Origin of the sequence: Candidatus Methanoperedens nitratireducens (genome assembly GCF_900196725.1) — an archaeon.
GTDB classification, from domain to species: domain Archaea; phylum Halobacteriota; class Methanosarcinia; order Methanosarcinales; family Methanoperedenaceae; genus Methanoperedens; species Methanoperedens nitroreducens_A.
Genome location: NZ_FZMP01000044.1, coordinates 21,935 through 42,577 on the forward strand (window position 1 = coordinate 21,935; position 20,643 = coordinate 42,577).

Annotated in this window: 22 protein-coding genes and 1 pseudogene; 15 read left to right on the top strand and 8 right to left on the bottom strand. The window is 45.9% G+C overall.

Annotation, left to right across the window (positions count from 1 at the left end):
* Positions 1-276: 276 nt before the first annotated feature.
* Positions 277-436: pseudogene (locus tag MNV_RS04315) on the top strand (transposase); the annotation flags it as partial.
* 41 nt (positions 437-477) lie between these two features.
* Here the strand turns inward: MNV_RS04315 and ileS are convergent.
* On the bottom strand, positions 478-3,627 hold the full coding sequence (gene ileS / locus MNV_RS04320; RefSeq protein ID WP_096204145.1) for an isoleucine--tRNA ligase: 3,150 nt from the start codon (positions 3,625-3,627) through the stop codon (positions 478-480).
* 155 nt (positions 3,628-3,782) lie between these two features.
* Between ileS and MNV_RS20495 the strand changes: the two genes are divergently transcribed.
* Positions 3,783-3,908, top strand: coding sequence for a hypothetical protein (locus MNV_RS20495; protein ID WP_256999943.1), 126 nt, complete (start codon positions 3,783-3,785; stop codon positions 3,906-3,908).
* An 84-nt stretch (positions 3,909-3,992) separates the two neighbouring features.
* Positions 3,993-4,352 (top strand): PIN domain-containing protein, encoded by a 360-nt coding sequence (locus MNV_RS04325; RefSeq protein WP_096204146.1) that lies wholly within the window; start codon positions 3,993-3,995, stop codon positions 4,350-4,352.
* Positions 4,353-4,547: 195 nt separating this feature from the next.
* Here the strand turns inward: MNV_RS04325 and ftsZ are convergent, their stop codons facing one another.
* From ftsZ to MNV_RS04345, 5 genes are all read right to left on the bottom strand, one after another.
* Complete coding sequence (gene ftsZ / locus MNV_RS04330; RefSeq protein WP_096204160.1) at positions 4,548-5,747, bottom strand: cell division protein FtsZ; 1,200 nt, start codon at positions 5,745-5,747, stop codon at positions 4,548-4,550.
* A gap of 78 nt (positions 5,748-5,825) precedes the next feature.
* Positions 5,826-7,151, bottom strand: a complete 1,326-nt coding sequence (locus tag MNV_RS04335; protein WP_096204147.1) for a signal recognition particle protein Srp54 — start codon at positions 7,149-7,151, stop codon at positions 5,826-5,828.
* A gap of 206 nt (positions 7,152-7,357) precedes the next feature.
* Positions 7,358-7,990, bottom strand: coding sequence for a general stress protein (locus MNV_RS04340; RefSeq protein ID WP_096204148.1), 633 nt, complete (start codon positions 7,988-7,990; stop codon positions 7,358-7,360).
* Between the two features lie 214 nt (positions 7,991-8,204).
* The gene (locus tag MNV_RS18940; protein WP_143311629.1) at positions 8,205-8,360 is read right to left on the bottom strand and encodes a lmo0937 family membrane protein; all 156 of its coding nucleotides are present in this window, start codon (positions 8,358-8,360) and stop codon (positions 8,205-8,207) included.
* Positions 8,361-8,477: 117 nt separating this feature from the next.
* Entirely contained in the window at positions 8,478-9,242 is a 765-nt protein-coding gene (locus MNV_RS04345; RefSeq protein WP_179293801.1) for a mechanosensitive ion channel family protein, read from the bottom strand.
* 366 nt (positions 9,243-9,608) lie between these two features.
* Here MNV_RS04345 and gyrB point away from each other — a divergent pair, with 366 nt between their 5' ends.
* From gyrB to MNV_RS04375, 7 genes are all read left to right on the top strand, one after another.
* Positions 9,609-12,125 (top strand): DNA topoisomerase (ATP-hydrolyzing) subunit B, encoded by a 2,517-nt coding sequence (gyrB, locus tag MNV_RS04350; protein ID WP_096204150.1) that lies wholly within the window; start codon positions 9,609-9,611, stop codon positions 12,123-12,125.
* A 97-nt stretch (positions 12,126-12,222) separates the two neighbouring features.
* Complete coding sequence (locus MNV_RS21145; protein WP_394336529.1) at positions 12,223-12,381, top strand: nucleotidyltransferase domain-containing protein; 159 nt, start codon at positions 12,223-12,225, stop codon at positions 12,379-12,381.
* Between the two features lie 161 nt (positions 12,382-12,542).
* Positions 12,543-12,905, top strand: coding sequence for a nucleotidyltransferase domain-containing protein (locus tag MNV_RS04360; RefSeq protein WP_096204151.1), 363 nt, complete (start codon positions 12,543-12,545; stop codon positions 12,903-12,905).
* 29 nt (positions 12,906-12,934) lie between these two features.
* A complete protein-coding gene (locus MNV_RS21465) occupies positions 12,935-13,078 on the top strand; it encodes a hypothetical protein (protein WP_306453616.1) in 144 nt (47 codons plus the stop codon).
* Positions 13,075-15,459: a DNA gyrase subunit A gene (gene gyrA, locus MNV_RS04365; RefSeq protein WP_306453617.1), complete on the top strand. Its 2,385-nt coding sequence runs from the start codon at positions 13,075-13,077 to the stop codon at positions 15,457-15,459. Before MNV_RS21465 ends, gyrA begins: the two co-directional genes overlap by 4 nt.
* A 309-nt stretch (positions 15,460-15,768) precedes the next feature.
* On the top strand, positions 15,769-16,074 hold the full coding sequence (locus MNV_RS04370; protein WP_096204152.1) for a UPF0175 family protein: 306 nt from the start codon (positions 15,769-15,771) through the stop codon (positions 16,072-16,074).
* Positions 16,075-16,102: 28 nt separating this feature from the next.
* The gene (locus tag MNV_RS04375; protein WP_143311630.1) at positions 16,103-16,561 is read left to right on the top strand and encodes a hypothetical protein; all 459 of its coding nucleotides are present in this window, start codon (positions 16,103-16,105) and stop codon (positions 16,559-16,561) included.
* An 86-nt stretch (positions 16,562-16,647) separates the two neighbouring features.
* Here the strand turns inward: MNV_RS04375 and MNV_RS20500 are convergent, their stop codons facing one another.
* Positions 16,648-16,782 carry a hypothetical protein gene (locus tag MNV_RS20500; protein WP_256999944.1) on the bottom strand — a complete coding sequence of 45 codons (135 nt, stop codon included), beginning with the start codon at positions 16,780-16,782 and terminating at the stop codon, positions 16,648-16,650.
* Positions 16,783-16,917: 135 nt separating this feature from the next.
* Here MNV_RS20500 and MNV_RS04380 point away from each other — a divergent pair, with 135 nt between their 5' ends.
* From MNV_RS04380 to lpdA, 3 genes are all read left to right on the top strand, one after another.
* Positions 16,918-17,439 carry a peroxiredoxin gene (locus MNV_RS04380; protein WP_096204154.1) on the top strand — a complete coding sequence of 174 codons (522 nt, stop codon included), beginning with the start codon at positions 16,918-16,920 and terminating at the stop codon, positions 17,437-17,439.
* Positions 17,440-17,443: 4 nt separating this feature from the next.
* A complete protein-coding gene (lipA, locus tag MNV_RS04385) occupies positions 17,444-18,307 on the top strand; it encodes a lipoyl synthase (protein ID WP_096204155.1) in 864 nt (287 codons plus the stop codon).
* Positions 18,308-18,405: 98 nt separating this feature from the next.
* Complete coding sequence (gene lpdA / locus MNV_RS04390; RefSeq protein ID WP_096204156.1) at positions 18,406-19,812, top strand: dihydrolipoyl dehydrogenase; 1,407 nt, start codon at positions 18,406-18,408, stop codon at positions 19,810-19,812.
* Positions 19,813-19,857: 45 nt separating this feature from the next.
* Here lpdA and MNV_RS04395 read toward each other — a convergent pair whose 3' ends face one another.
* Positions 19,858-20,016, bottom strand: coding sequence for a rubredoxin (locus MNV_RS04395; protein WP_096204157.1), 159 nt, complete (start codon positions 20,014-20,016; stop codon positions 19,858-19,860).
* A 171-nt stretch (positions 20,017-20,187) separates the two neighbouring features.
* Here MNV_RS04395 and MNV_RS04400 point away from each other — a divergent pair, with 171 nt between their 5' ends.
* Complete coding sequence (locus MNV_RS04400; RefSeq protein WP_218837893.1) at positions 20,188-20,487, top strand: DUF2769 domain-containing protein; 300 nt, start codon at positions 20,188-20,190, stop codon at positions 20,485-20,487.
* A gap of 18 nt (positions 20,488-20,505) precedes the next feature.
* Positions 20,506-20,643: rubredoxin (locus tag MNV_RS21070; RefSeq protein WP_096204163.1), on the top strand; the 138-nt coding region annotated here is incomplete at its 3' end.

Here is a 20,643-nt window from a genome sequence, read left to right on the forward strand (position 1 = left end):
TAAATATAAAAGAGAAATAGTTCTCTTTCATAGTTTTCCTGACCACCTACCACGCCTATCAAGCAATAACTTGTATATAAAGCTTTCTCTTAATTATAACGAATATTAATTATAATGATCATGTTTATTTATCTAAAGACAATTCTGAGTATAATTCGTGCCATTGTATTTCGTCAATCCTATAATAAAACAGCATAGCAACCAGTAACACCAACACCCTTATCTCTCGCTCTTAACCTTCCAAACCCATCAACCAGATGAATTATCTTTACAGACCGAAAGATATTGAGTGCTATATTTTATGTATTGCGTTCAGGTTGTGCCTGGCGGATGCTGCCTTGTGTACCGAACTCCGAGTTTTAGATGGCCGAGAGCCAGAACCGAGTGCTGCTGTATTAGACGGCCAGCTGTTAAAACCACTGAAACTCCTGGATTGCTGCTACATGAAGGAATATTCAGACACGCTCTAAGATTTTACTATCGTATCCTCGCTATCCCCATTTTCATCTTGATATCCTCAACATCCCAATCCTTAACAAGATCGCCTTCAACTTTAACATCCGTGCCTATCGAAAGCGACTTTGCCCGCACCTCGCCTGCAATGAAATCCTTCGTTTCGGATACAAGCTCAGCTACCCGGGTATCCTTGATTTCCACTGATGCTTCTATCCCTTCTTCTACGGCGAGGTCTAATTCCTTTCTCATATCCTGTATTCTTCTGATAACCTCACGCGCATAACCCTCGGATTCTATCTCCCGCGTAAGTTCGGTATCAACATAAACATCCCCGACAGAGAAGCTTGCCTGGGCAATGGCAGGCGGGATTACTTCCTTGAAAGTGACCATATCCCTGGTTATAGTCCAGTTCCCAAGTTCAAAGCTGCCTGTTTCTTCGATTGCTCTCTTTATTTCCCTGCCATCGGCTTTCTTTAATTCGGCGATCACTTTACCTGCTTCTTTCTTAAATGTCGGGCCAAGCGCAGCATGGACTGGCAGTACTTCTACGCCGAGTTCTTTCCACGGCTTGCCTGCCGGGAGCAATATGATATCCCTGGCATTTGTCTGCTCTTTTAACACAGATTCAAGGCTTGCAACTGCTGCGGCGACCTCATCTTTTTTTGGCGCTACGATAATCCGTTTAACAGGCCATCTCAGTTTGCGCTTTAACTTTTGCCTTGCATTGGATGACGCCTCGACGAGCTCCCTGATTATATTCATCCTGACCTCAAGCTCTGTATCAATGAACTCCTCCCTTGGTTTTACCCAGTCGCAAAGGTGGATTGATTCCGGCGCATCCGCATCAACGTTGCGTACAAGGTTCTGGTACATCTCTTCTGAGATATGGGGCGCAAAAGGCGCTATGAGCTTTGTGACCGTGACAAGTGTTTCGTACAGGGTATAATAAGCAGCAAGCTTATCCGGATCGTTCGCTTCGCGCCACGTTCTGGGTCTTATGAGCTGGACATACCAGCGTGAGAGGTCTTCGAGAATGAACTCGGATATCGGGCGCGTTGCTTTATGGAGGTTGTATTCCACCATCTCTGCATCTACCTGTTTTATGAGCGACTGTACCCGCGAGAGTATCCATTTATCTTCAGGACGTAACGGCAGCTCCGTCACTTTGCCTGCAAGCGGGTTGAACTTATCAAGGATCATGTACGGCAGCGGGAAGCGGTAGACGTTCCAGAGGATGTTCAGCATCCGGTGCGCATTCCCGACCTCATCCCAGCTAAATTTCAGGTCATCCCACGGCGCGTTCTGCGAAAGGACGTATAACCTGAGTGATTCTGCACCGTATTTTGCGACCACTTCTTCAGGTGATACGACGTTGCCGAGGCTCTTTGACATCTTCTTGCCTTCGGTATCCAGAGTAAAGCCGTGCATCAGTACGCTTTTGTACGGTGCTTTCCCGAAAGAGACCATGCTTGCGCCAAGCTGCGAATAGAACCAGCCCCGTGTCTGGTCATGACCTTCGGTGATGAAATCCGCAGGCCACCATTCTTTTATAGTTTTGTCATCGCGCGGGAAGTTCAACGTAGCCCACGATGCCACGGCAGAATCAAACCACACATCGAACACGTCCGGGACCCGGTCCATCTTTCCTCCGCATTTGCATTTGATATGGATATTATCCACGTTCGGCCTGTGAAGGTCTTCCAGCTTCGGGACCCCTGAGCGGCTCCTGAGCTCATCCATGCTTCCCATGACCTCTATCTCTCCGCAGGATTCGCATACCCATACGGGGATAGGGATTCCCCAGTATCTCTGGCGCGATATGCACCAGTCGCGCGAGCCTGCTATCCAGTCAGCAAACCGGGCAGAACCTGCCCAGTCGGGATACCATTTGACGTTTTTTATCTCCTCAAGCATTTTCTGCTTGAGGTCGGTAACGCGCAGGAACCACTGCTCGGTCGCAAGGTAGATTATCGGTGTCTTGCATCTCCAGCAGTGACCATACCTGTGTGTGATCTTGCCGCTCGCCAGGAGCAGGTTTTTCCCTGTCAGGTCATCAAGCACGACTTTATTGGCATCCCTTACGTGCATACCTTTGTACTCTCCCGCCTCTTCGGTGTACCTGCCGTCGGGTCCGACAGGGCAAAATATCGGGAGGTTATTCTTTACGCCAAGCTCGAAGTCATCAATACCGTGACCCGGCGCTATGTGAACGCATCCTGTGTTCTCCGCAGTAACGAAATCCGCCATGTAAATATTATGCGGAAAATCCTTTTGCTTCGGTACCTTATCGCTCAGGGGATGCAGGTATTCGATACGCACATCCTCACCGAGCATGGTATCAAGTACTTCATAATCCTTATACTTCCCCTGTTTCAGGACATTTTCCATAAGCTGCGCCGCCATTATCAGTATCTCTTCTTTCCCGTCCTTAACAGCCCTGACTTTTACATACTCAAAAGACGGATGCACAGCAACTGCAATGTTGGCAGGGATCGTCCAGGGCGTGGTTGTCCATATCACTATGAAAGTATTTTCCTCATCTGCAAGCGGGAATTTTATATATACCGAAGGATCGGTCTCGTCTGCATATTCAACCTCGGAATCTGCTATAGCCGTCTCGCACCGGGGGCACCAGTTCACGACCCGCAATCCTTTCTCAAGAAGCGCTTTTTGATGCGCCTGTTTCAGCGTCCACCATGCAGCTTCTATATATTCATCGCGCAGCGTCATGTACGGGTCTTTCCAGTTAAGCCATACCCCCAGGTTCTTGAACTGGAGCGTCATCTCATCGCGGTGGGTTAACGCGAATTCCTTGCATTTAGCCACGAAATTACCTACGCCGTATTTTTCGATATCCTTCTTTGATTTGAATCCAAGGACTCCTTCTACCTTCACTTCAATCGGGAGTCCGTGCATATCCCATCCGGCACGCTCAAGGATATGATAGCCGTTCATTGACCTGTAGCGCAGTACCGAGTCCTTGATTATCTTGTTCCAGGCTGTTCCCAGGTGGATCCTGCCTGTGGTGTAGGGCGGCCCGTCTACGAAAAAGAACTTCTTTCCGTTCTTCCTGGATTCCCTTACACGCGAATAAGCATCCATATCCTCCCAGAATTTCTGGATATTCTGTTCAACGACTTTTGCATCGTACTGCGAAGCCTCTTTTAACATAAAATAATCTCCAAAGAATGGGGGTAGTAAGGCGATGATGCAATTAAAAGCTTATGGTTTGAAAAATATAGTAGAGTACACTGAATTCCAGGATTAAAGGTAAAAAATAACAAAAGAGTTAATAACTTCTATGTGTAAGAGTTACTGGTGGTTATATGGATGCAAAAGAAGCAACAATGGTAGTTAGAGAGTATTTCACAAGTATTAAAAAAATCAAATTTATGTTCGAGGTCAGAAGTGTTGAAAAAAATCTGAACTACTCTCAGATAATACATGGATAGTTAAATGTGATATCCAAAATGTCTTTGAAGAAGAACCACTATCATATGAGGTAGCAGTAGCAGACAGCACCGGGGACATTCTTTATGTCAAAGAAATTACTTGATAAAGGACAAGTAATAGTCATAGATACAAGCCCATTATTATTACTTTTAATGGGGTTATATGACAAAAACGCGATAAATAACTTCAAAAGGCTTTCAGAATATGATTCTAATGATTATGATTTACTCTACCAATTCGTTGCAAAAAGAAAAATCATAGTAACTCCGCAAGTTTTGTCTGAAGTATCAAATTTTGCTGATCAGTTAAAAAATAGGTTTTCTGAATTTATAGAAGAAAATAGACCAAACCTTGAGAAAATCGATGAAAAATATATAACAAAAGCTGAGATTCTTACTTCTCCAGAAGTAGTAAAATTTGGATTTACTGATACTTCGATTTAGCTGCGAAAGAAAATAATGCACTGGTTCTTACAGATGACTTTCCACTCTGCAATATATGTAAAAGAAATGGATTAGACGCAAAACATATGAAAACGGAAGTTCTCAGCCTGAAAGAGATTTTTAAAGTGTAATAATATCTTATCCATTTGTAAAAAAATAAAAAAGGAGGCTCTGGTTGTTACCGAAACAACCAACCTAAATTCCTATTCCACCATTTATGAAGTACCAGAGCAGGATCAATATTATCAGGAGAATTAAGCCAATCCAGATATAAGAATTGCTGCTCTTCTCTTCTTTCTTGATCTCATGTTTTGGCGTCTCAACTTTTACAACTGGCTTTGGTTTTGGAGGTTCTATCTTCGGTCTCGCCGGTGGTTCAGGTTCAGGTGCCGGCTCTTCGACTTCTTTTTTGGCATGGCTTGACTCTCCGGCTATAAACGGGCTTTCCACACCTGTCAGTACCGCCATTACACGGACCTTGCCGGTCAGGGTGTTATCCACTTTCGCGCCCCAGATGATCCTCTTTGTATTCGGGACCTTATCCATTATCAATTCGCCTGCGACCGCGACTTCCTCCAGCGTCAGGTCTTCGCCTCCGACGATATGGACAAGAACGCCGTAGCTTGCCGAGATATCCCTGACATCAAGCAGTGGTGTGCTGATTGCCTGCGCAACAGCCTTCCCGACCCTGTCCATGCCATCGCCCTCGCCTATTCCGATAGACGACACTCCGCCGCGCTCCATTACTGCGCGAAGGTCTGCGTAGTCGAGGTTAACAAGGCTTGGCTGGGTTATGGTATCGGTGAGGTTCTTTACGAAAGCTCCGACAAGCGCATTTGCAACATTAAGAGCTTCTTTTAACGGGAGGTTTCCAGCTACTTCCCTTAATTTTGAGTTATCGATAATTACAACAGAGTCGCAGGATGAAGCAAGCAGGTTTATAGCTTCCCTCGCTTTCTCCCTTCTTGCCATCTCAATCGTGAACGGGATAGTAACGCATCCTATTGTAAGGGCGCCCATCTCGCGTGTAATCTCTGCAGCTACTGGTATAGCACCGGTCCCGGTTCCTCCGCCCAGTCCGGCTACAAGGAATACAAGGTTCGTCCCTTCAAGCTCGGCTCTCAGTTCAGTAACATTTTCCCTGGTAGCCTGGGCTCCCATTTCAGGGTAGCCTCCGCACCCGTGCCCTTTGCACAGTTTTTCACCAAGCAGAACGAGTTTATCGGCTTTCTGGACATGAAGATGATTAACATCGGTGTTCGCGGCAATAATCCTGCCACCTGTCATTCCTTTTTCAGCAATCCAAGTCGTTATATTACAACCAGCTCCACCCAGCCCGACCACAGCAACAGAGGGTTTAGCGGTTTTCGCAAATTCTTTTAAATCCGTAACCAATTTTTTAGCCTCCTTCAAAATTAGGCCTGTATATTTTAATAGATGTTTTAGTATATAACTTTTTTCAAGTGCGATAACTTACATTCCGAATTTTTTCATCATTTTCTGGACGTTGAATTTTCCACCTTTAAGACCTTTCATGGTTTTTTGCATCATCTTATGGTATTTCAGGAGTTCTCGTACTTCCTCATACTCTGTTCCGGAACCACGCGCGATCCGTGTGATTCTTGAACTATTTATGTGTTTCGGGTCTTCCAGTTCCTTATCGGTCATGGAGTCCATGATATACTTGTACCTGTTCAATTTTTCCTGCGTAACATTATACATGTCATCAGAGATGTTCGTTCCAAGCCCGAGTTTGCCCATAGGTAACATCTGCATCACCTGTTTGAGAGGTCCCATCCTGTTCACAGCTTCCAGTTGCTTGTACATGTCCTTCAGTGTGAACCTGCCGCTCAGCATGGCTTCCATATCCAGCTCTTCGCCTTTCAGGGTCTCTTCGGCTTTCTCGATAAGGGATTTGATATCTCCCATGCCCAGTAAACGGGAGATGAACCTGTCCGCTTCGAACCTTTCAAAGTCGTCAGGTGTTTCTCCTATTCCGATGAAAGCAATAGCCGAATCGGTTTCGGAAACGGCGGATAACGCACCTCCGCCTTTGGCAGTACCGTCAAGTTTCGTTATGACCACGCCTGTTATCCCGATGGAGGCATTGAAAGCCTTTGCCTGTTCGCTTGCGAGCTGTCCCATAGCAGCATCAAGGACAAGCAGTTTATGATCGGGATGAGCTACCTGATGAATATCTTCCATCTCTTTTATCAGGTCTTTCTCAAGGGCGTGCCTTCCGGCGGTATCGACTATCTTAACGTCGTATTTCTCTATCGCGGCAAGTCCCCGCTGCGTGATAGCCACGGCATCCTTCACATCCTTCTCGCCATAAAAAAAGACTCCCAGCCTGTCGCACAGGGTTTTTAACTGGTCATAGGCTCCAGGCCTGAACGTATCCGCGCATACTACTGCTGCTTTTAATCCTTTCCTCTGGAAATAACGCGCCAGTTTTGCTGTTGTTGTAGTTTTGCCGCTTCCCTGCAGACCCACCATCATTATTGTCTGCGGGGCCAGCCTGACGTTTGCGCTCTTTCCAAGTATGTTTATCAGTTCCTGGTAAACAATGCGTATCACATGTTCCCTCGGGCTCATCCCGCCGGGCGGGGGCTCTTTGAGGGAGCGCTGCTTTATTTTCTGGGATAGCGCCATTACAAGTTTTACGTTCACATCAGCCTGCAACAGGGCTCTCTGGATATCCCTGACTACCTCATCCACTATCTTCTCATCTATCCTGCTTGCTCCAACGAGTTTCTTGAGGGCGTCCTGGAGAGAGCCACCCAGTTTGTCCAGTACCATAAAGTCTGCCGTCTGTTTCTAATTAATTATTGTACTGCTTAATGATTCTACTTTTAGTTAAAGCTTATGCTTAAGCTTAATCAAATATCATCTAAAAAAATGATATCCGGATTGCAGGCGAAGGGGATCGGAGACCCGCCCCCCTATACTCTGCTAATACTTACTTTTCTATTTCTGCCCAAAAGATATTAGAGGTCTTCATATGACTACTCTTCACGGGCCTCTTCAGCAGGAGCCGGATAAGGCACCACTCTCTCTCTTTCAATAATGCGCTCCTTTTCAGCACGCTCCCTTTCAATACGTTCCTTTTCACCATGCTCAGCTTTAGCCTCTGTAGTTGAAGAGATATGTTCTGCACCCGTACGCTCCAGAATCTCTTTAGCGCGCTTTGTTTCCCCTGAACTATCGGAGTGAACGGAGAGCAATATCCCGCCTTTATTTACCAGCCCTTCATACCTTTTTGCTTCATATTCGGGAACGCCCATGCCGATAAGGGCTCCTGCAATCCCGCCGATCGTAGCACCCGCGCCTGCACCAGCCAGCGCTGCCATAATCGGACCCGCAGCTATGAACGGACCGGCACCCGGGATTGCCAGTGCGCCAATTCCTGCCAGCCATCCCAGAACCCCTCCGATGACAATTCCGGCTCCAGCACCTTCGGCAGCGCCCTCCGGAGCCTTTGTATGTTTCTCGGTTGCGAATTCTTTTGTACTTACCTTTTCAGACATGAGTACCGAGATATCGTCGCTCTGAAAACCTGCTGCTTTCAGGGCATCAACAGCCGCTTCAACCCCGACCCTTGTGGTATATATTCCAAATACCACTTTATTTTTTGCCATATTGTTCTTCCTCCCCAAATTTACTATCTGCTCTCAGCTAATATTCATTTTATTGTTTTTTTTCATTTCTTAATATGTTTTGGTTTATACTGGATTTAATAAACCATTCTCTTTTCTATACCAAGTTTATCATCTCACACCAGATATTTACCATTACCCGGGTGCTGATTCTATGTTGTTTTTAATAGCATCTCAGACGCTCAAACATGAGCGACTATACCGGCTGACGTCCTCGAATGATTCTGACCAGTATCAGGACAATAGCTACGATCAACAGCACATAGATCAAACCCCCGATTGTGTTAGAGCTGACAACTCCTAATAGCCAGAGAATCAAGAGGATTACGACTATAGTTGTTAATAAGTCCATTATCTAACCTCCCATTCTTATGTTTGGTACTAAGGGTTGATAAGCTTTGCTATCAACATATAAAAAATTCAGTCAGTTACCTGCTGCAACAGTAATAGGTAACTGATATCTACTCCGCTACTCCGCTACTGCCCCAGGTTTCCTGACAGGTTTTGGAGAAGGTTCAGGTGGAGGACGGGCTGCCTCTTCCATCTTCTGTAACTTCCGTTTAGCTTCTTGTTTTGCCTCTTCTCCTGTTACACTCTCCAGCAACCGTGGCATTCTATCCTTTAAACCGAAACCTAAGGCAACTCCGATACCTACGCCAGCGCCTATTGCAATTCCCCAGGCAAGAGCATTTGCGAATACGTAAATAATACTGGTATTAATCCTCAACTGGTCAAGTGCAATTATTAGTACTATAAAGTACAGGAATATCTGAATCGCTGTTGAGAAAATGCCCATATACGGCATCCCCGATTCAGTCCCCGTCCTTCTGATAAAATCACCGACGAAATCGGCAAGTATGAACCCGACTATCAGTACAATCAGAGCTGCTATGAGGTTGGGAATATACAATACCACGCTCTGTGTGAAAGAGGTCAGCATAGTTATCCCGAGAACATTGACAGCAGCCATGATGCCTATAATATATATGAACCATCTTATTATTAAATCAAATACGTGAGGTATTGATGTTCCCGATGATTCAATGTACTTCCCAATAACTGTTTTTCTCAATGCGTCATCAACACCGGCTTTATCCAGTCCGGAGCTTACCAGCTTACCAACAGCTCTTCCTACAATCCATGCAATAATTAGTATGATTATTGCAGCAACTAAATTTGGCAGAAATGCTATTATGCTGCCAACAGTAGCATCTAAAGATTCAACAACTCCCATATAATTACACCCCATTTATGTTATTGTTATATGGGGTATTAAACCTTGTTGTATTCGTTAGATTGCGGGGTTGTGCTGTACAGCAAAAATAGCCGGGCTCTAATTAAGCCATATTTAATTACTTAATTTAATTATTTATATTTCTTTCTCTGCCACGATAATTAATTGCTCTCTCTAATAAAAATTAAAATCGACACGCTCTGAAGCGACAAGGTATATATGCTATGAGGATAATCTGAATGCAATATATTTAGCAAGTCGAAGGCATTGAGTCCGATTTTAGATATATGGGCATGTAATGAAAAAGCAAAACCGAAATAATTTTATTTTTATTAACCAACAATAAAACCAATAAGGGAAATCGACATGGAGAGCACGAATAAAGAATATGGGGCTGAACAGATTCAGGTACTTGAAGGTCTTGAGCCTGTACGCAAGCGCCCGGGAATGTATATCGGAAGCACGGATGCGCGAGGTCTTCACCACCTGGTATATGAAGTAGTGGACAACAGCATAGATGAAGCGCTTGCAGGTTATTGCACCGGTATCGAAGTCTATCTGCGCTCAGACAGCAGTGTAAGAGTAGTGGATAACGGCCGCGGTATCCCGGTCGAGATACTGCCAAAATACAACAAATCCGCGCTTGAAGTAGTCATGACAAAGCTCCATGCAGGCGGCAAGTTCGATAACAATGCCTATAAGGTCTCAGGGGGGTTGCACGGCGTCGGAGTGTCTGTAGTAAATGCTCTCTCGGAATGGCTTGAGGTGGAAGTCAAGCGTGACGGGAAATTGTACAAGCAGCGATATGAACAGGGAGGACCCACGAGGGATGTGGTGCTGATAGGCGATGCGCAGGGAACAGGCACAACTGTCACATTCAAACCCGATAAGACCATCTTCGAAACGCTGCAGTTTGATATTGATGTCATCGCAGGCAGGCTTCGTGAGCTTGCCTTCCTGAACAAAGGACTGAAGATCGCGATCAAAGACGAGTTCTCCCAGAAAGAGCAGGTATTCCAGTATGAAGGCGGCATCATCTCTTTTGTGGAGTTCCTGAACAAGAACAAGAACGTGCTGCATGAAAAACCTATCTATTTCCAGAAACAAAAGGACACCACCATTGTAGAGATCTCCATGCAGTACAATGACAGCTATATCGAGAACATCTACGCGTTCGCCAATAACATAAATACCCATGAAGGCGGCACGCACCTTATCGGCTTCAAAGCTGCCCTTACCAGGGTGACGAATGATTATGCAAAATCAAAAGCGATGCTGAAAGGCGATGATAAACTCTCAGGCGAGGACGTAAGAGAGGGGCTTACTGCAATAATCAATATTAAGCTCACAAACCCGCAGTTTGAGGGGCAGACAAAGACAAAGCTCGGCAACAGCGATATCAAAGGAATAGTTGAAACGCTCGTTTCCGAAGGACTGTCCGAGTTCCTTGAGGAGAACCCCACAGCAGCCAAGAACATCCTGTCCAAGGCTCTTGAAGCGGCTGAAGCGAGAGAGGCGGCACGCAAGGCACGGGAACTCACGCGGAGAAAGAACGCACTTGAGGTAAGCTCGCTGCCCGGCAAGCTTGCTGACTGCTCGGAGAAAGACCCGAAACTCAGTGAGATATATATCGTGGAGGGCGACTCCGCAGGCGGCTGTTTTTCCGGTGATACACGTGTTGCTCTGGCAGATGGTCGCGCACTCAGTTTTAAGGAGATTGTAGCTGAATATGAGATGGGAAAAGAGAATTTTTGCTACACCATTCGCAGCGATGGCACAATCGGACTTGAGCGCATCATTAACCCGCGCATGACGAGGGCTAAAGCCGAAGTTATCAGAGTTACCTTAGATACAGGCGAACATATTATCTGTACCCCTGATCACAACTTCATGCTTCAGGATGGCTGTTTTAAGCAAGCTGTGGATCTGACTCAGGATGATTCACTTATGCCGCTGTACCGTAAGTTTTCTGATATGAGCGAACCCGGCATTACAATCAAAGGTTATGAAATGGTGTGGGATCCGCGTTCGGAGTCCTGGCTGTTCACACACCTCCTGGCAGACTGGTACAATCGCTGGCATGGTATATATGCGCAGGACAATGGAGAACACTGCCATCATGAAGCACTTGCCTGTGAAGCTATAGCTAATTTTAACCACCGCATTATCGCCATTGAACGCCTGGAAGAATGCATGGATGTTTACGACTTCGAGGTTCCGCATACGCATAACTTTGCTCTTGCAAACGGTGTATTTGTACACAATAGCGCAAAACAGGGACGGGACCGGAAGTTTCAGGCAATACTTCCCCTTCGCGGCAAGATATTGAACGTGGAGAAAGCGCGGCTCACGAAAATACTGAAGAACGAGGAGATACGCGCGCTCATTACAGCTATAGGCGCAGGCATCGGAGAGGGCGAGGAATTTGATATCAACAAGGCGCGGTATCACAAGATAATTATAATGACCGATGCTGATGTTGATGGAAGCCACATCCGAACTTTATTACTGACTTTATTCTACAGGTACATGCGCCAGCTTATCGATACCGGATACGTCTATATAGCACAGCCGCCGCTTTTCAAGGTCAAGAAAGGCAAGGTCGAGTTTTACGTGTATAACGAGGAAGAACTTACCAGGAAACTGGCTGAGATGGGAAGGGACGGGATTGCATTACAGCGCTACAAAGGTCTTGGTGAGATGAATCCCCAGCAGCTCTGGGAGACTACGATGAGCCCTGAGACGCGTACCATGCTTAAAGTCACACTTGAGGATGCCATAAAAGCTGATGAGATTTTTACCATACTCATGGGCGACAAGGTAGAGCCGAGGCGCGAGTTCATCGAGAGGCATGCGAAGGATGTTAAGAATCTGGATGTTTAGGGCGCCTGGTGGTAGAGTAAAAAATTATGCAGCCAATAACCGAAGAAATAATCCCGGAAATTAAAACCGCATTGTTAAAGGAGTCCATCCTGAGAAGATTATACTTTTTGGCTCGTATGCTTATGGAAACCCGACGAAAGACAGCGATCTGGATTTATTAGTAATTCTTCCTACAGAAGAGCCGATGCATAAAAGAATTATGAGAATAAGAAAATTAATTCGAGACATACGTGTTCCAAAAGATATTCTTGTATGAAAAAAGGAAAGGTCATTTATGGATAATATGATCAAATTAAATAAAAAACCGCAGATAAACGCAGATGAACGCAGATTAGTTTATCGGGTATCCAGTTTACGCTGCCTGCAGGGCATACGTGCGCGCGCCTCTCCGAGGCACGTCTGGGGAGTTGATTCACAATGCCTTTAAACATCGCACAAATTTCAAAAGATAAGAAAATTCAGGAAGCATTCACCGACATTATCCAAAGTATAATCCGCAACTATGCACCTCAGAAAATCGTGCTTTTTGGTTCTTATGCAAGAGGAGAAGCGCATGAAGGCAGCGACATTGATCTCATGCTGATTAAAGAAACATCAAAAAGGTTCATTGATAGAATCGCAGATGTAATAAAACTGAACAATACATCGCTTCCACTGGAGCCATTGGTGTATTCACCTTCAGAGCTTGAAACTATGAAAAAAGAAAAAAGAGATTTCATAATGACTATTGAAGAAGAAGGAATTGAAATTTATGATGCGAGACGCGGAAAGATGGCTTAATGAAAACTTAATTTATTTGAGCTGATACCATGCCAGAACAACAACCCAAGGACCCACAGCAGACGCTTGTACAGAAAAAAATCCCGATACCAGTAAATATCGAGGATGAAATGAGACGCTCGTATATAGATTACGCGATGAGCGTCATCGTGGGGCGCGCCTGCCCGATGTGAGGGACGGCTTAAAACCAGTCCACCGCCGCATCCTCTATGCGATGAACGAGCAGGGAATGACATCTGACAAGCCTTACAAGAAATCAGCAAGGATCGTGGGAGATGTCCTCGGTAAGTATCATCCGCACGGCGATATGGCTGTCTATGATAGCATTGTCAGGATGGTGCAGCATTTCTCGCTCCGCTATCCTCTTATAGACGGGCAGGGGAACTTCGGCTCGATCGATGGCGATAGCGCAGCCGCGATGCGATACACGGAGGTCAGGCTTGCAAAGATAGCTGAAGAAGTCCTTGTGGATATTGATAAAGAGACAGTAGATTTCGTGCCTAACTACGATGAGTCGTTAAAGGAGCCAACGGTCCTGCCGTGCAAGCTTCCGAACCTTCTCATAAACGGTTCAACAGGCATAGCAGTTGGCATGGCGACCAACATGCCGCCGCACAACCTGGGAGAGGTGATCGATGGCATAACCATGGTTATTGACAAGCCTGATACCGGACTGGATGAGCTTATGGCAGTTATAAAAGGTCCTGATTTCCCCACAGCAGGCATAATCTACGGACGGCAGGGAATTAGAGATGCGTTTTTAAACGGCAGGGGCTCTATCAAGATGCGTGCCCGTGCCACGATTGAAGAGATAAAGAGCAAAGAGCAGATTATCATTACAGAGCTCCCCTATCAGGTGAACAAGGCAAAATTGGTAGAGGCGATCGCCGGTCTTGTCAGGGATAAGAAGATAGCAGGCATCACCGACCTGAGGGATGAGTCGGATAAAGATGGTATACGCATCGTCATTGAGGTTTCAAGACAGGCGCAGGCAAATATTATCCTGAACCAGTTGTATTCCAGCACCCAGCTTGAAGATACCTTCGGTGTGATCAATCTTGCGCTCGTTGACGGGCAGCCCAGACTTCTCCCGCTAAAAGACCTGATTGTCCATTATATTAACCACCGGAAGCTCATAATCACAAGACGAAGCCAGTTCGAGCTTAAGAAAGCACAGCAGCGTGCCCATATTCTCGAAGGTCTTCGCATCGCGCTCTCACACATTGATGAAGTCATAAAATTGATAAAGGCTTCAAAAACGCCAGATGAAGCGCGCGCCGGACTTGTATCCCAGTTCAGCCTGAGCGAAGAGCAGGCGAAGGCTATACTCGATATGAGACTTCAGCGCCTGACAGGACTTGAGCGCGAGAAGATAGACGCAGAGTATAATGAACTCTTAAAGACCATAGCATGGCTCAAGGAACTTCTCGCCAGCGAGAGCAAGATACTTGCGATTATAAAAACGGAGCTTTCGGAGCTTAAGGCGCGCTTTGCGGATAAGAGGCGGACCGAGATAATCGAGAGCACGGGAGACCTTGTGACAGAGGACCTTATACCGAAGGAAGACGATGTCATCACGATCACGAACAGCGGTTACATCAAGCGCATCGCCGTTGATGCATATAAGCAGCAGCGCCGCGGCGGAAAGGGCGTGATGGGCATGGAGACCAAAGAAGAGGATTTCGTGAGCGACCTTTTCATTGGCAATACCCATGATTACATCCTGTTCTTTACGGACAAGGGCAAGGTCTACTGGCTGAAGGTGTACGGGATACCCACCGCGGGCAGACAGGCGCGCGGGACAGCGATTGTCAACCTGCTCCAGCTTGAGCAGGGTGAAAAGATAAGCGCTTACATCCCTATCAATAAGTTTGACGAGACGCACTATCTCATTATGGTAACAAAGAAAGGCACAGCCAAAAAGACTGCGCTTTCTGAATTCTCAAATCCCAGGAAAAGCGGGATAATCGCCATCTCGCTTGATGATGGTGACAAGCTTGTATCTGTGAAGCTTACAGACGGCACAAAGGATGTCGTGATAGGCACAAAACATGGAAAGGCGATCCGCTTTAACGAGAACGACGTCCGCGACATGGGGCGCGGCGCATACGGCGTCAGGGGCGTGAAACTCGTCGGCGAGGATGAAGTTGTCAGTACGGCAGTGGTAGAGGAAGGATCTACTCTTCTCACTGTTACGGAGAACGGCTACGGGAAGCGCACAGGATTTGAAGAGTACCGAACCATGAACCGCGGCGGGCAGGGCGTAATTACTATAGATGTAAGCATAAGGAACGGGAACGTGGTGGATATAAGGACGGTCCACGAGGATGATGAAATCATGGTTACGACCTCGAAAGGCATCATTATCCGTGTGCCTGTGAAGGGCATTCGCGTCCAGGGCAGGAACACGCAGGGCGTTAAGATAATGAATGTTGAGAATGGGGACCGCGTGGTCGGCGTGGCGACGATGGCGAAGGAAGAAAATGGGAATGGGGAGAACGGGAATGGAGAGCAGGTGAAGCTGGAGGAAGTGGAAGAAAAGAAGGGCGAATAGAAAACATGAAAAATGTCGGTACTCTAGAGAATATCCAAGCGGCTATTCTAGAGAATATCCAAGAGGCAGAAGAACTTGAAAAATTAATATTATAGAGATGATTTGGGAAGGCGCGCCTTCTCTGAATCGACGACAGAGCAGTGCCGCTGACTGAAAACCGCGAGTGAATACAGGACCTTAACAACTTTTCAATTTGAGTTTATAAAAGTTCGCTGCTAATGAAAAATGCGATAGTGAGAATTATAACCTAATAGGAAAAGATATTATCATAGAAGGTAATAATCATATTATATTACGAGGTACAATAAAATGGAAGCCCTGTCTGTGGATCTTGAAAGAAAAGTTAAGGCATTAGTTAGCGGCGGCTATTATTCAAGTGAAATCGAAGTAATAAAAGATGCTGTAAAAAGCCTTTTCCGCGAGAATGCGGAATTGAATATTAACGCTGCGATAGAGCTTTACAAAAAAGGACAGGTATCATTGAGCAAAGCGGCAGAGATTGCCGGGATGACCACAGTCGAATTTAAAGAAATTTTAGGGAAAAGGGGGATTGTAAGAGAGATAGAAGCAAGACCGACTGCAGAAATGGACAAAAAGCTCAAAAAATACCTGTAATATGATGTTCGATACTGATATTTTGAGCATGCTTGCTAAGATCGGCAGGGTTGATTTACTAAAGAAATTATTTCCAGAATCAAGCCTTCTGATTACTTTTGAGGTCTATAACGAGCTTTTAAGGGCAAAAGAAGCCGGATATGATTATATAGATGACATTATAAATCACGAATTCAAAGTTGTTCATTTAGACGCTGATCTTATCGAAGAGTATGAACAGAAAAAAGACAGTTTAAAAAGCCTCCATGCAGGTGAACTGACATCTATTCTGTTTTGCAAAAAGAGAGGTATGGATTTTGCAACCAACGATACGAGAGCTAAGAGATTTTGCAAAGAGAACGGTGTTGAGTGGTTGGATATTGTTGATATCCTCAGATTATGCTACCTGAAGCAAGTGCTTGATAGGAAAGAGATTGAAAAAGTAATAAGAGATATTGAAGAAACTGATAGAACTAAAATAGCACGAAAAGAAAGAATATTTGCTTAAGCGGCATAAAAATCCTGCATCTGCTGTATCATCGCAGTTGTAAGAGAAATTACGAGAGTGGGAGACTTGAGCCGGAGACAGGGTTTTTAAGAACGATGGCGCCCAATGAAGTAATTAGCCATCTCAAGCACTTCATCATCAGAAATCCCGGCGTCCTTTTCGGCAACGTACTCTACATTATGTCCCATCAATCGAAGACTATCAGCGATTTGCCTTGTCAATGTTCTCATCCGCCAGAAAATTCACGAGACCGCCTCAGCGACCGGATATACCCTGAAATTTGCCATTCATCGAGATCTCAGACACCTTTATATCCAAACAATTACCATAAATTATCACAGGTGCGAGTGATAAATATGAATATCCAGGTCGGTCAGAAAGCTCCTGGCTTCACGGTGCAGGGAATAGTTAAAGGAGAAATCCGCGATATCCGTCTTGAGGATTATTTAAAAAAATGGGTCGTGCTTTTCTTTTATCCCGGCGACTTTACATTTGTCTGCCCCACAGAAGTAACCGCGTTCAGTGAACAGAACGATGAGTTCGCGGAATTAAATGCACAGCTGCTGGGGGTAAGCGTGGATAGCGTGCATGCTCACAGTGCATGGCTCAAAGAGCTTGGAGAGTTGAAGTATCCGCTGCTCAGCGATATAACCAAAGATGTAAGCAGGAGCTACGGCGTACTGATAGAGAGCAAGGGTGTAAGCCTGCGGGGCGCTTTTATAATAGACCCCGAAGGCGTGCTCAGATACCAGGTAGTGCATGACCTTGATATCGGCAGGAACGTTGATGAGATACTCCGCGTTTTGAACGCCCTGCAGACAGGGGAAATGTGCCCGGTCGGGTGGAAACCGGGAAAAGCCACGCTGAGGAAAGCCTGAAAAAATGACAAAGCCCGAATGGCTCAAGACAAGACCTCCTGCTGGAGCTAAATTTTTAACTTTAAAGAGTGCCCTGAATGAGCACGGCCTGAACACGGTCTGCACAGGCGCCAGATGCCCCAATGTAGGGGAGTGCTGGAGCAGGGGCACAGCCACTTTTATGATTATGGGTTCGGTCTGCACAAGGAATTGCCGGTTCTGCGCGGTGGATAAAGGGAAGCACGGCGAGCCTCTTGACCATTCCGAACCTTCACGGATCGCGCAGGCTGTGAAGGAAACAGGCTTGCGGTACGTTGTTCTGACTTCTGTGGACAGGGATGATCTTCCCGATGGCGGGGCAGGACATTTTTCAGATTGCATTGGGGCAATAAAGGATATCAATAAGGATTTAATCGTAGAGGCGCTTATTCCTGATTTCCAGGGCGATATGGAATGCCTGCGGAAAGTAATTGAGGCTCATCCCGACGTAGTGGGACATAACATAGAGACTACCGAAGAGTTCCAGGCTGTTGCGAGGGACAAAAAGGCAGGTTACAGGCTATCGATGGACGTATTAGGAAACGCAAAAAAGATGGCACCCTCTATCTACACTAAATCCTCCCTGATGCTTGGTCTCGGTGAAACTGAAGAGATGGTGCTCCGGACGATGGAAGAGCTAAAAAATGCAGAAGTAGATATCCTTACACTGGGCCAGTATCTCAGACCGACTGTCAGGCAACTGGAAGTTAAAGAGTTCATCCCTCCGGAAAGATTCGCATATTATAAGGAAAAGGCGCTGGAGATGGGATTCCTTTCAGTCATCAGCGGTCCTCTTGTCAGAAGTTCATACATGGCTGATTTTATTGTTGAGGGTTTCAGTAAAGGTTAAAAAGGTACAGAACCAATTTAAATTTGTATAGAGTGTGGTAATCTGACCAAAGAAAGAGTTCTGGATTATGGTGCATCATCCGGGCAGGAGGCATTCAAATGGTAATGGGAGATATTATCACAGGCTGCGATGTTCTGGTAGTGGGCGGGGGACCGGGAGGATACACCGCTGCAATAAGGGCAGCCCAGCTTGGAAAGGATGTAATACTTGTGGAAAAATACGATCTCGGGGGCGTGTGCGTATATCGCGGCTGCATACCTTCCAAGGCGCTGATACATGCTGCAAACTTCATATATGATATAAAAAACCCGGGGAATATAGGAATAAAGGGCTCGGTAGAATTCGATTTAAAAAAGATCCAGCAGTGGAAATTCGAGGTCATAAAAAAACTCAGGGACGGCATCAGCAGTCTGTGCAAAAAATACAGCGTACAGGTAATAAAAGGCGAGGCGTTCTTTGAATCCTCGGAAAAAGCCAGGATTACCGCACCGGACGGCATCATCTCTACCCTGCATTTCGAGAATGCCATAATAGCAACAGGCTCGCGTCCCCGAGAGTTCCCGGGATTCACTTTTGACAGTAAACTTGTTATCAGTTCAAATGAAGCTCTCAGTCTCTTTAAAGTGCCTGAGGAAATGGTGATAATTGGAGCCGGGTACATCGGTATGGAGCTTGGGACGACGTACGCCAAGCTTGGTACTAAAGTAAAGATGATACAGCGCTCATCCCGGGTTCTTACCAGGTTCGATCCGCAACTGGTTGAGGTAGTAAGCCGGAAAATGGAAAAACTTGGAATGGAAGTCTATTATAATTCAAAACCTGAAGGAATGCGTAAAGAAAACGGCAAAGCCATCGTGACCATCAGCAGCGCGGAGAAGAAAACCGAATTGACCGCTGATAAAATACTGGTATCTGTGGGCGTAATACCGAACAGCGAACGCCTGGGACTTGAAAATACGAAAGTCGAGCTTGAAAAGGACGGGTCTATAAAAGTTGATGAGAAGCGACGAACAACGGATACGAAAATATTCGCTGTCGGGGATGTGGCAGGTGCCCCGTTCGTGGCACACAAAGCCTTCAGGGAAGGAAAGGTCGCAGCAGAGGTAATAGCAGGTTTGCCAAGCGCTTTTGATAACAGGGCGATACCTGAGACAGCTTTCACCGATCCCGAAATAGCATCCGTGGGGCTGGATGAAGAGAGCGCAAAAGAGAGCGGCTTTGAAATAAGAACCGGCAAGTTCCCCTTCCGCGCATCAGGGAGCGCGCTTACCCTGGACAGGACCGATGGGTTCGTGAAAGTGATAGCGAATAAAAAAAACGGTGAGATACTTGGCGTACACATAGTCGGGGCGAATGCATCCATGCTGATAAGCGAAGCCTCGCACTCCATAGAAATGGCTGCTTTTTTAGATGACCTCGCCGGGACGATCCATCCTCATCCGACTCTTCCCGAAATGCTGGCAGAAGCCGCAGAAGTAGCCCTTGGGAAAGCGGTTCATTTATGACAAAAAAAATTAGAGAAAAGTTCTGGCGCTGTTCCGCAAGAATTATTATTCAACTTTCTCGAACATATTCCTGGGCGCGCCGCACACAGGGCAGACCCAGTCATCAGGAAGACTTGAGAATTCAGTACCGGGATTTGCTCTTGGAGGATCACCTGCAGCCGGGTCGTATATATAACCGCAAACAGTACATCGATATTTTGTCATTTCTTCACCATGAATAATTTTTAGCCCCTGATAACAAAAAGGTTGCTGTAAAATGTGATACTGGAAAGTTCATGTTGTTAGTCAAACCTTGAGAAATTTATTTGGAAAATCATTATATACGAACAATTAGAATAATTAATTTGGTAATTCAAAGTATTCGGGGGTTAAGATATGACAAAAGAAACTCAAAAAATGACTTTTGAACAGAATATGGAAGCAATGGATAAGATGTCTCCCGCAGAAAGAGATGCTAAAGTGGCAGAACTTACAAAGATGTGCATCTGCGGCGGATGCCCTACGTATATGGGGACAGGGGAAACGAGATTATTGTTCTGTGCAACAGGAAAGAGTACGATAATCGAAAAAGATAAAGGTTGTCTCTGTCCTGGCTGTCCGGTTCAGAATACCCTTTCCCTGAGGTGGGATCGTTACTGCATGAAGGGTTCAGGAAAAGAGCAGGCTGGAATGTAACAATTCTATTTGAACATCATGGCTAAATGGCTCTGCACTGTCTGCAATATCTACGTTTACGACGAAGAGAAAGGTGACCCTCTTACAGGAATAAGCCGGAATACAGGAGTTTCGGATTTCCCCGATTCCTGGAGATGCCCGGTTTGCGGAGCAACT

What these genes read in the sequence shown, in the direction of transcription:
- lpdA (WP_096204156.1), top strand. Translation starts at nt 18,406, where the DNA reads ATGGTAATGGGAGATATTATCACAGGCTGCGATGTTCTGGTAGTGGGC.
- MNV_RS20495 (WP_256999943.1), top strand. Translation starts at nt 3,783, where the DNA reads ATGGATGCAAAAGAAGCAACAATGGTAGTTAGAGAGTATTTCACAAGT.
- lipA (WP_096204155.1), top strand. Translation starts at nt 17,444, where the DNA reads ATGACAAAGCCCGAATGGCTCAAGACAAGACCTCCTGCTGGAGCTAAA.
- MNV_RS04370 (WP_096204152.1), top strand. Translation starts at nt 15,769, where the DNA reads ATGGAAGCCCTGTCTGTGGATCTTGAAAGAAAAGTTAAGGCATTAGTT.
- MNV_RS04325 (WP_096204146.1), top strand. Translation starts at nt 3,993, where the DNA reads ATGTCAAAGAAATTACTTGATAAAGGACAAGTAATAGTCATAGATACA.
- MNV_RS04395 (WP_096204157.1), bottom strand. Translation starts at nt 20,016, where the DNA reads ATGACAAAATATCGATGTACTGTTTGCGGTTATATATACGACCCGGCT.
- MNV_RS04360 (WP_096204151.1), top strand. Translation starts at nt 12,543, where the DNA reads ATGCCTTTAAACATCGCACAAATTTCAAAAGATAAGAAAATTCAGGAA.
- gyrB (WP_096204150.1), top strand. Translation starts at nt 9,609, where the DNA reads ATGGAGAGCACGAATAAAGAATATGGGGCTGAACAGATTCAGGTACTT.
- MNV_RS04340 (WP_096204148.1), bottom strand. Translation starts at nt 7,990, where the DNA reads ATGGCAAAAAATAAAGTGGTATTTGGAATATATACCACAAGGGTCGGG.
- MNV_RS21465 (WP_306453616.1), top strand. Translation starts at nt 12,935, where the DNA reads ATGCCAGAACAACAACCCAAGGACCCACAGCAGACGCTTGTACAGAAA.
- MNV_RS04345 (WP_179293801.1), bottom strand. Translation starts at nt 9,242, where the DNA reads ATGGGAGTTGTTGAATCTTTAGATGCTACTGTTGGCAGCATAATAGCA.
- MNV_RS04400 (WP_218837893.1), top strand. Translation starts at nt 20,188, where the DNA reads ATGACAAAAGAAACTCAAAAAATGACTTTTGAACAGAATATGGAAGCA.
- ileS (WP_096204145.1), bottom strand. Translation starts at nt 3,627, where the DNA reads ATGTTAAAAGAGGCTTCGCAGTACGATGCAAAAGTCGTTGAACAGAAT.
- MNV_RS04380 (WP_096204154.1), top strand. Translation starts at nt 16,918, where the DNA reads ATGAATATCCAGGTCGGTCAGAAAGCTCCTGGCTTCACGGTGCAGGGA.
- MNV_RS04375 (WP_143311630.1), top strand. Translation starts at nt 16,103, where the DNA reads ATGCTTGCTAAGATCGGCAGGGTTGATTTACTAAAGAAATTATTTCCA.
- MNV_RS04335 (WP_096204147.1), bottom strand. Translation starts at nt 7,151, where the DNA reads ATGGTACTGGACAAACTGGGTGGCTCTCTCCAGGACGCCCTCAAGAAA.
- MNV_RS18940 (WP_143311629.1), bottom strand. Translation starts at nt 8,360, where the DNA reads ATGGACTTATTAACAACTATAGTCGTAATCCTCTTGATTCTCTGGCTA.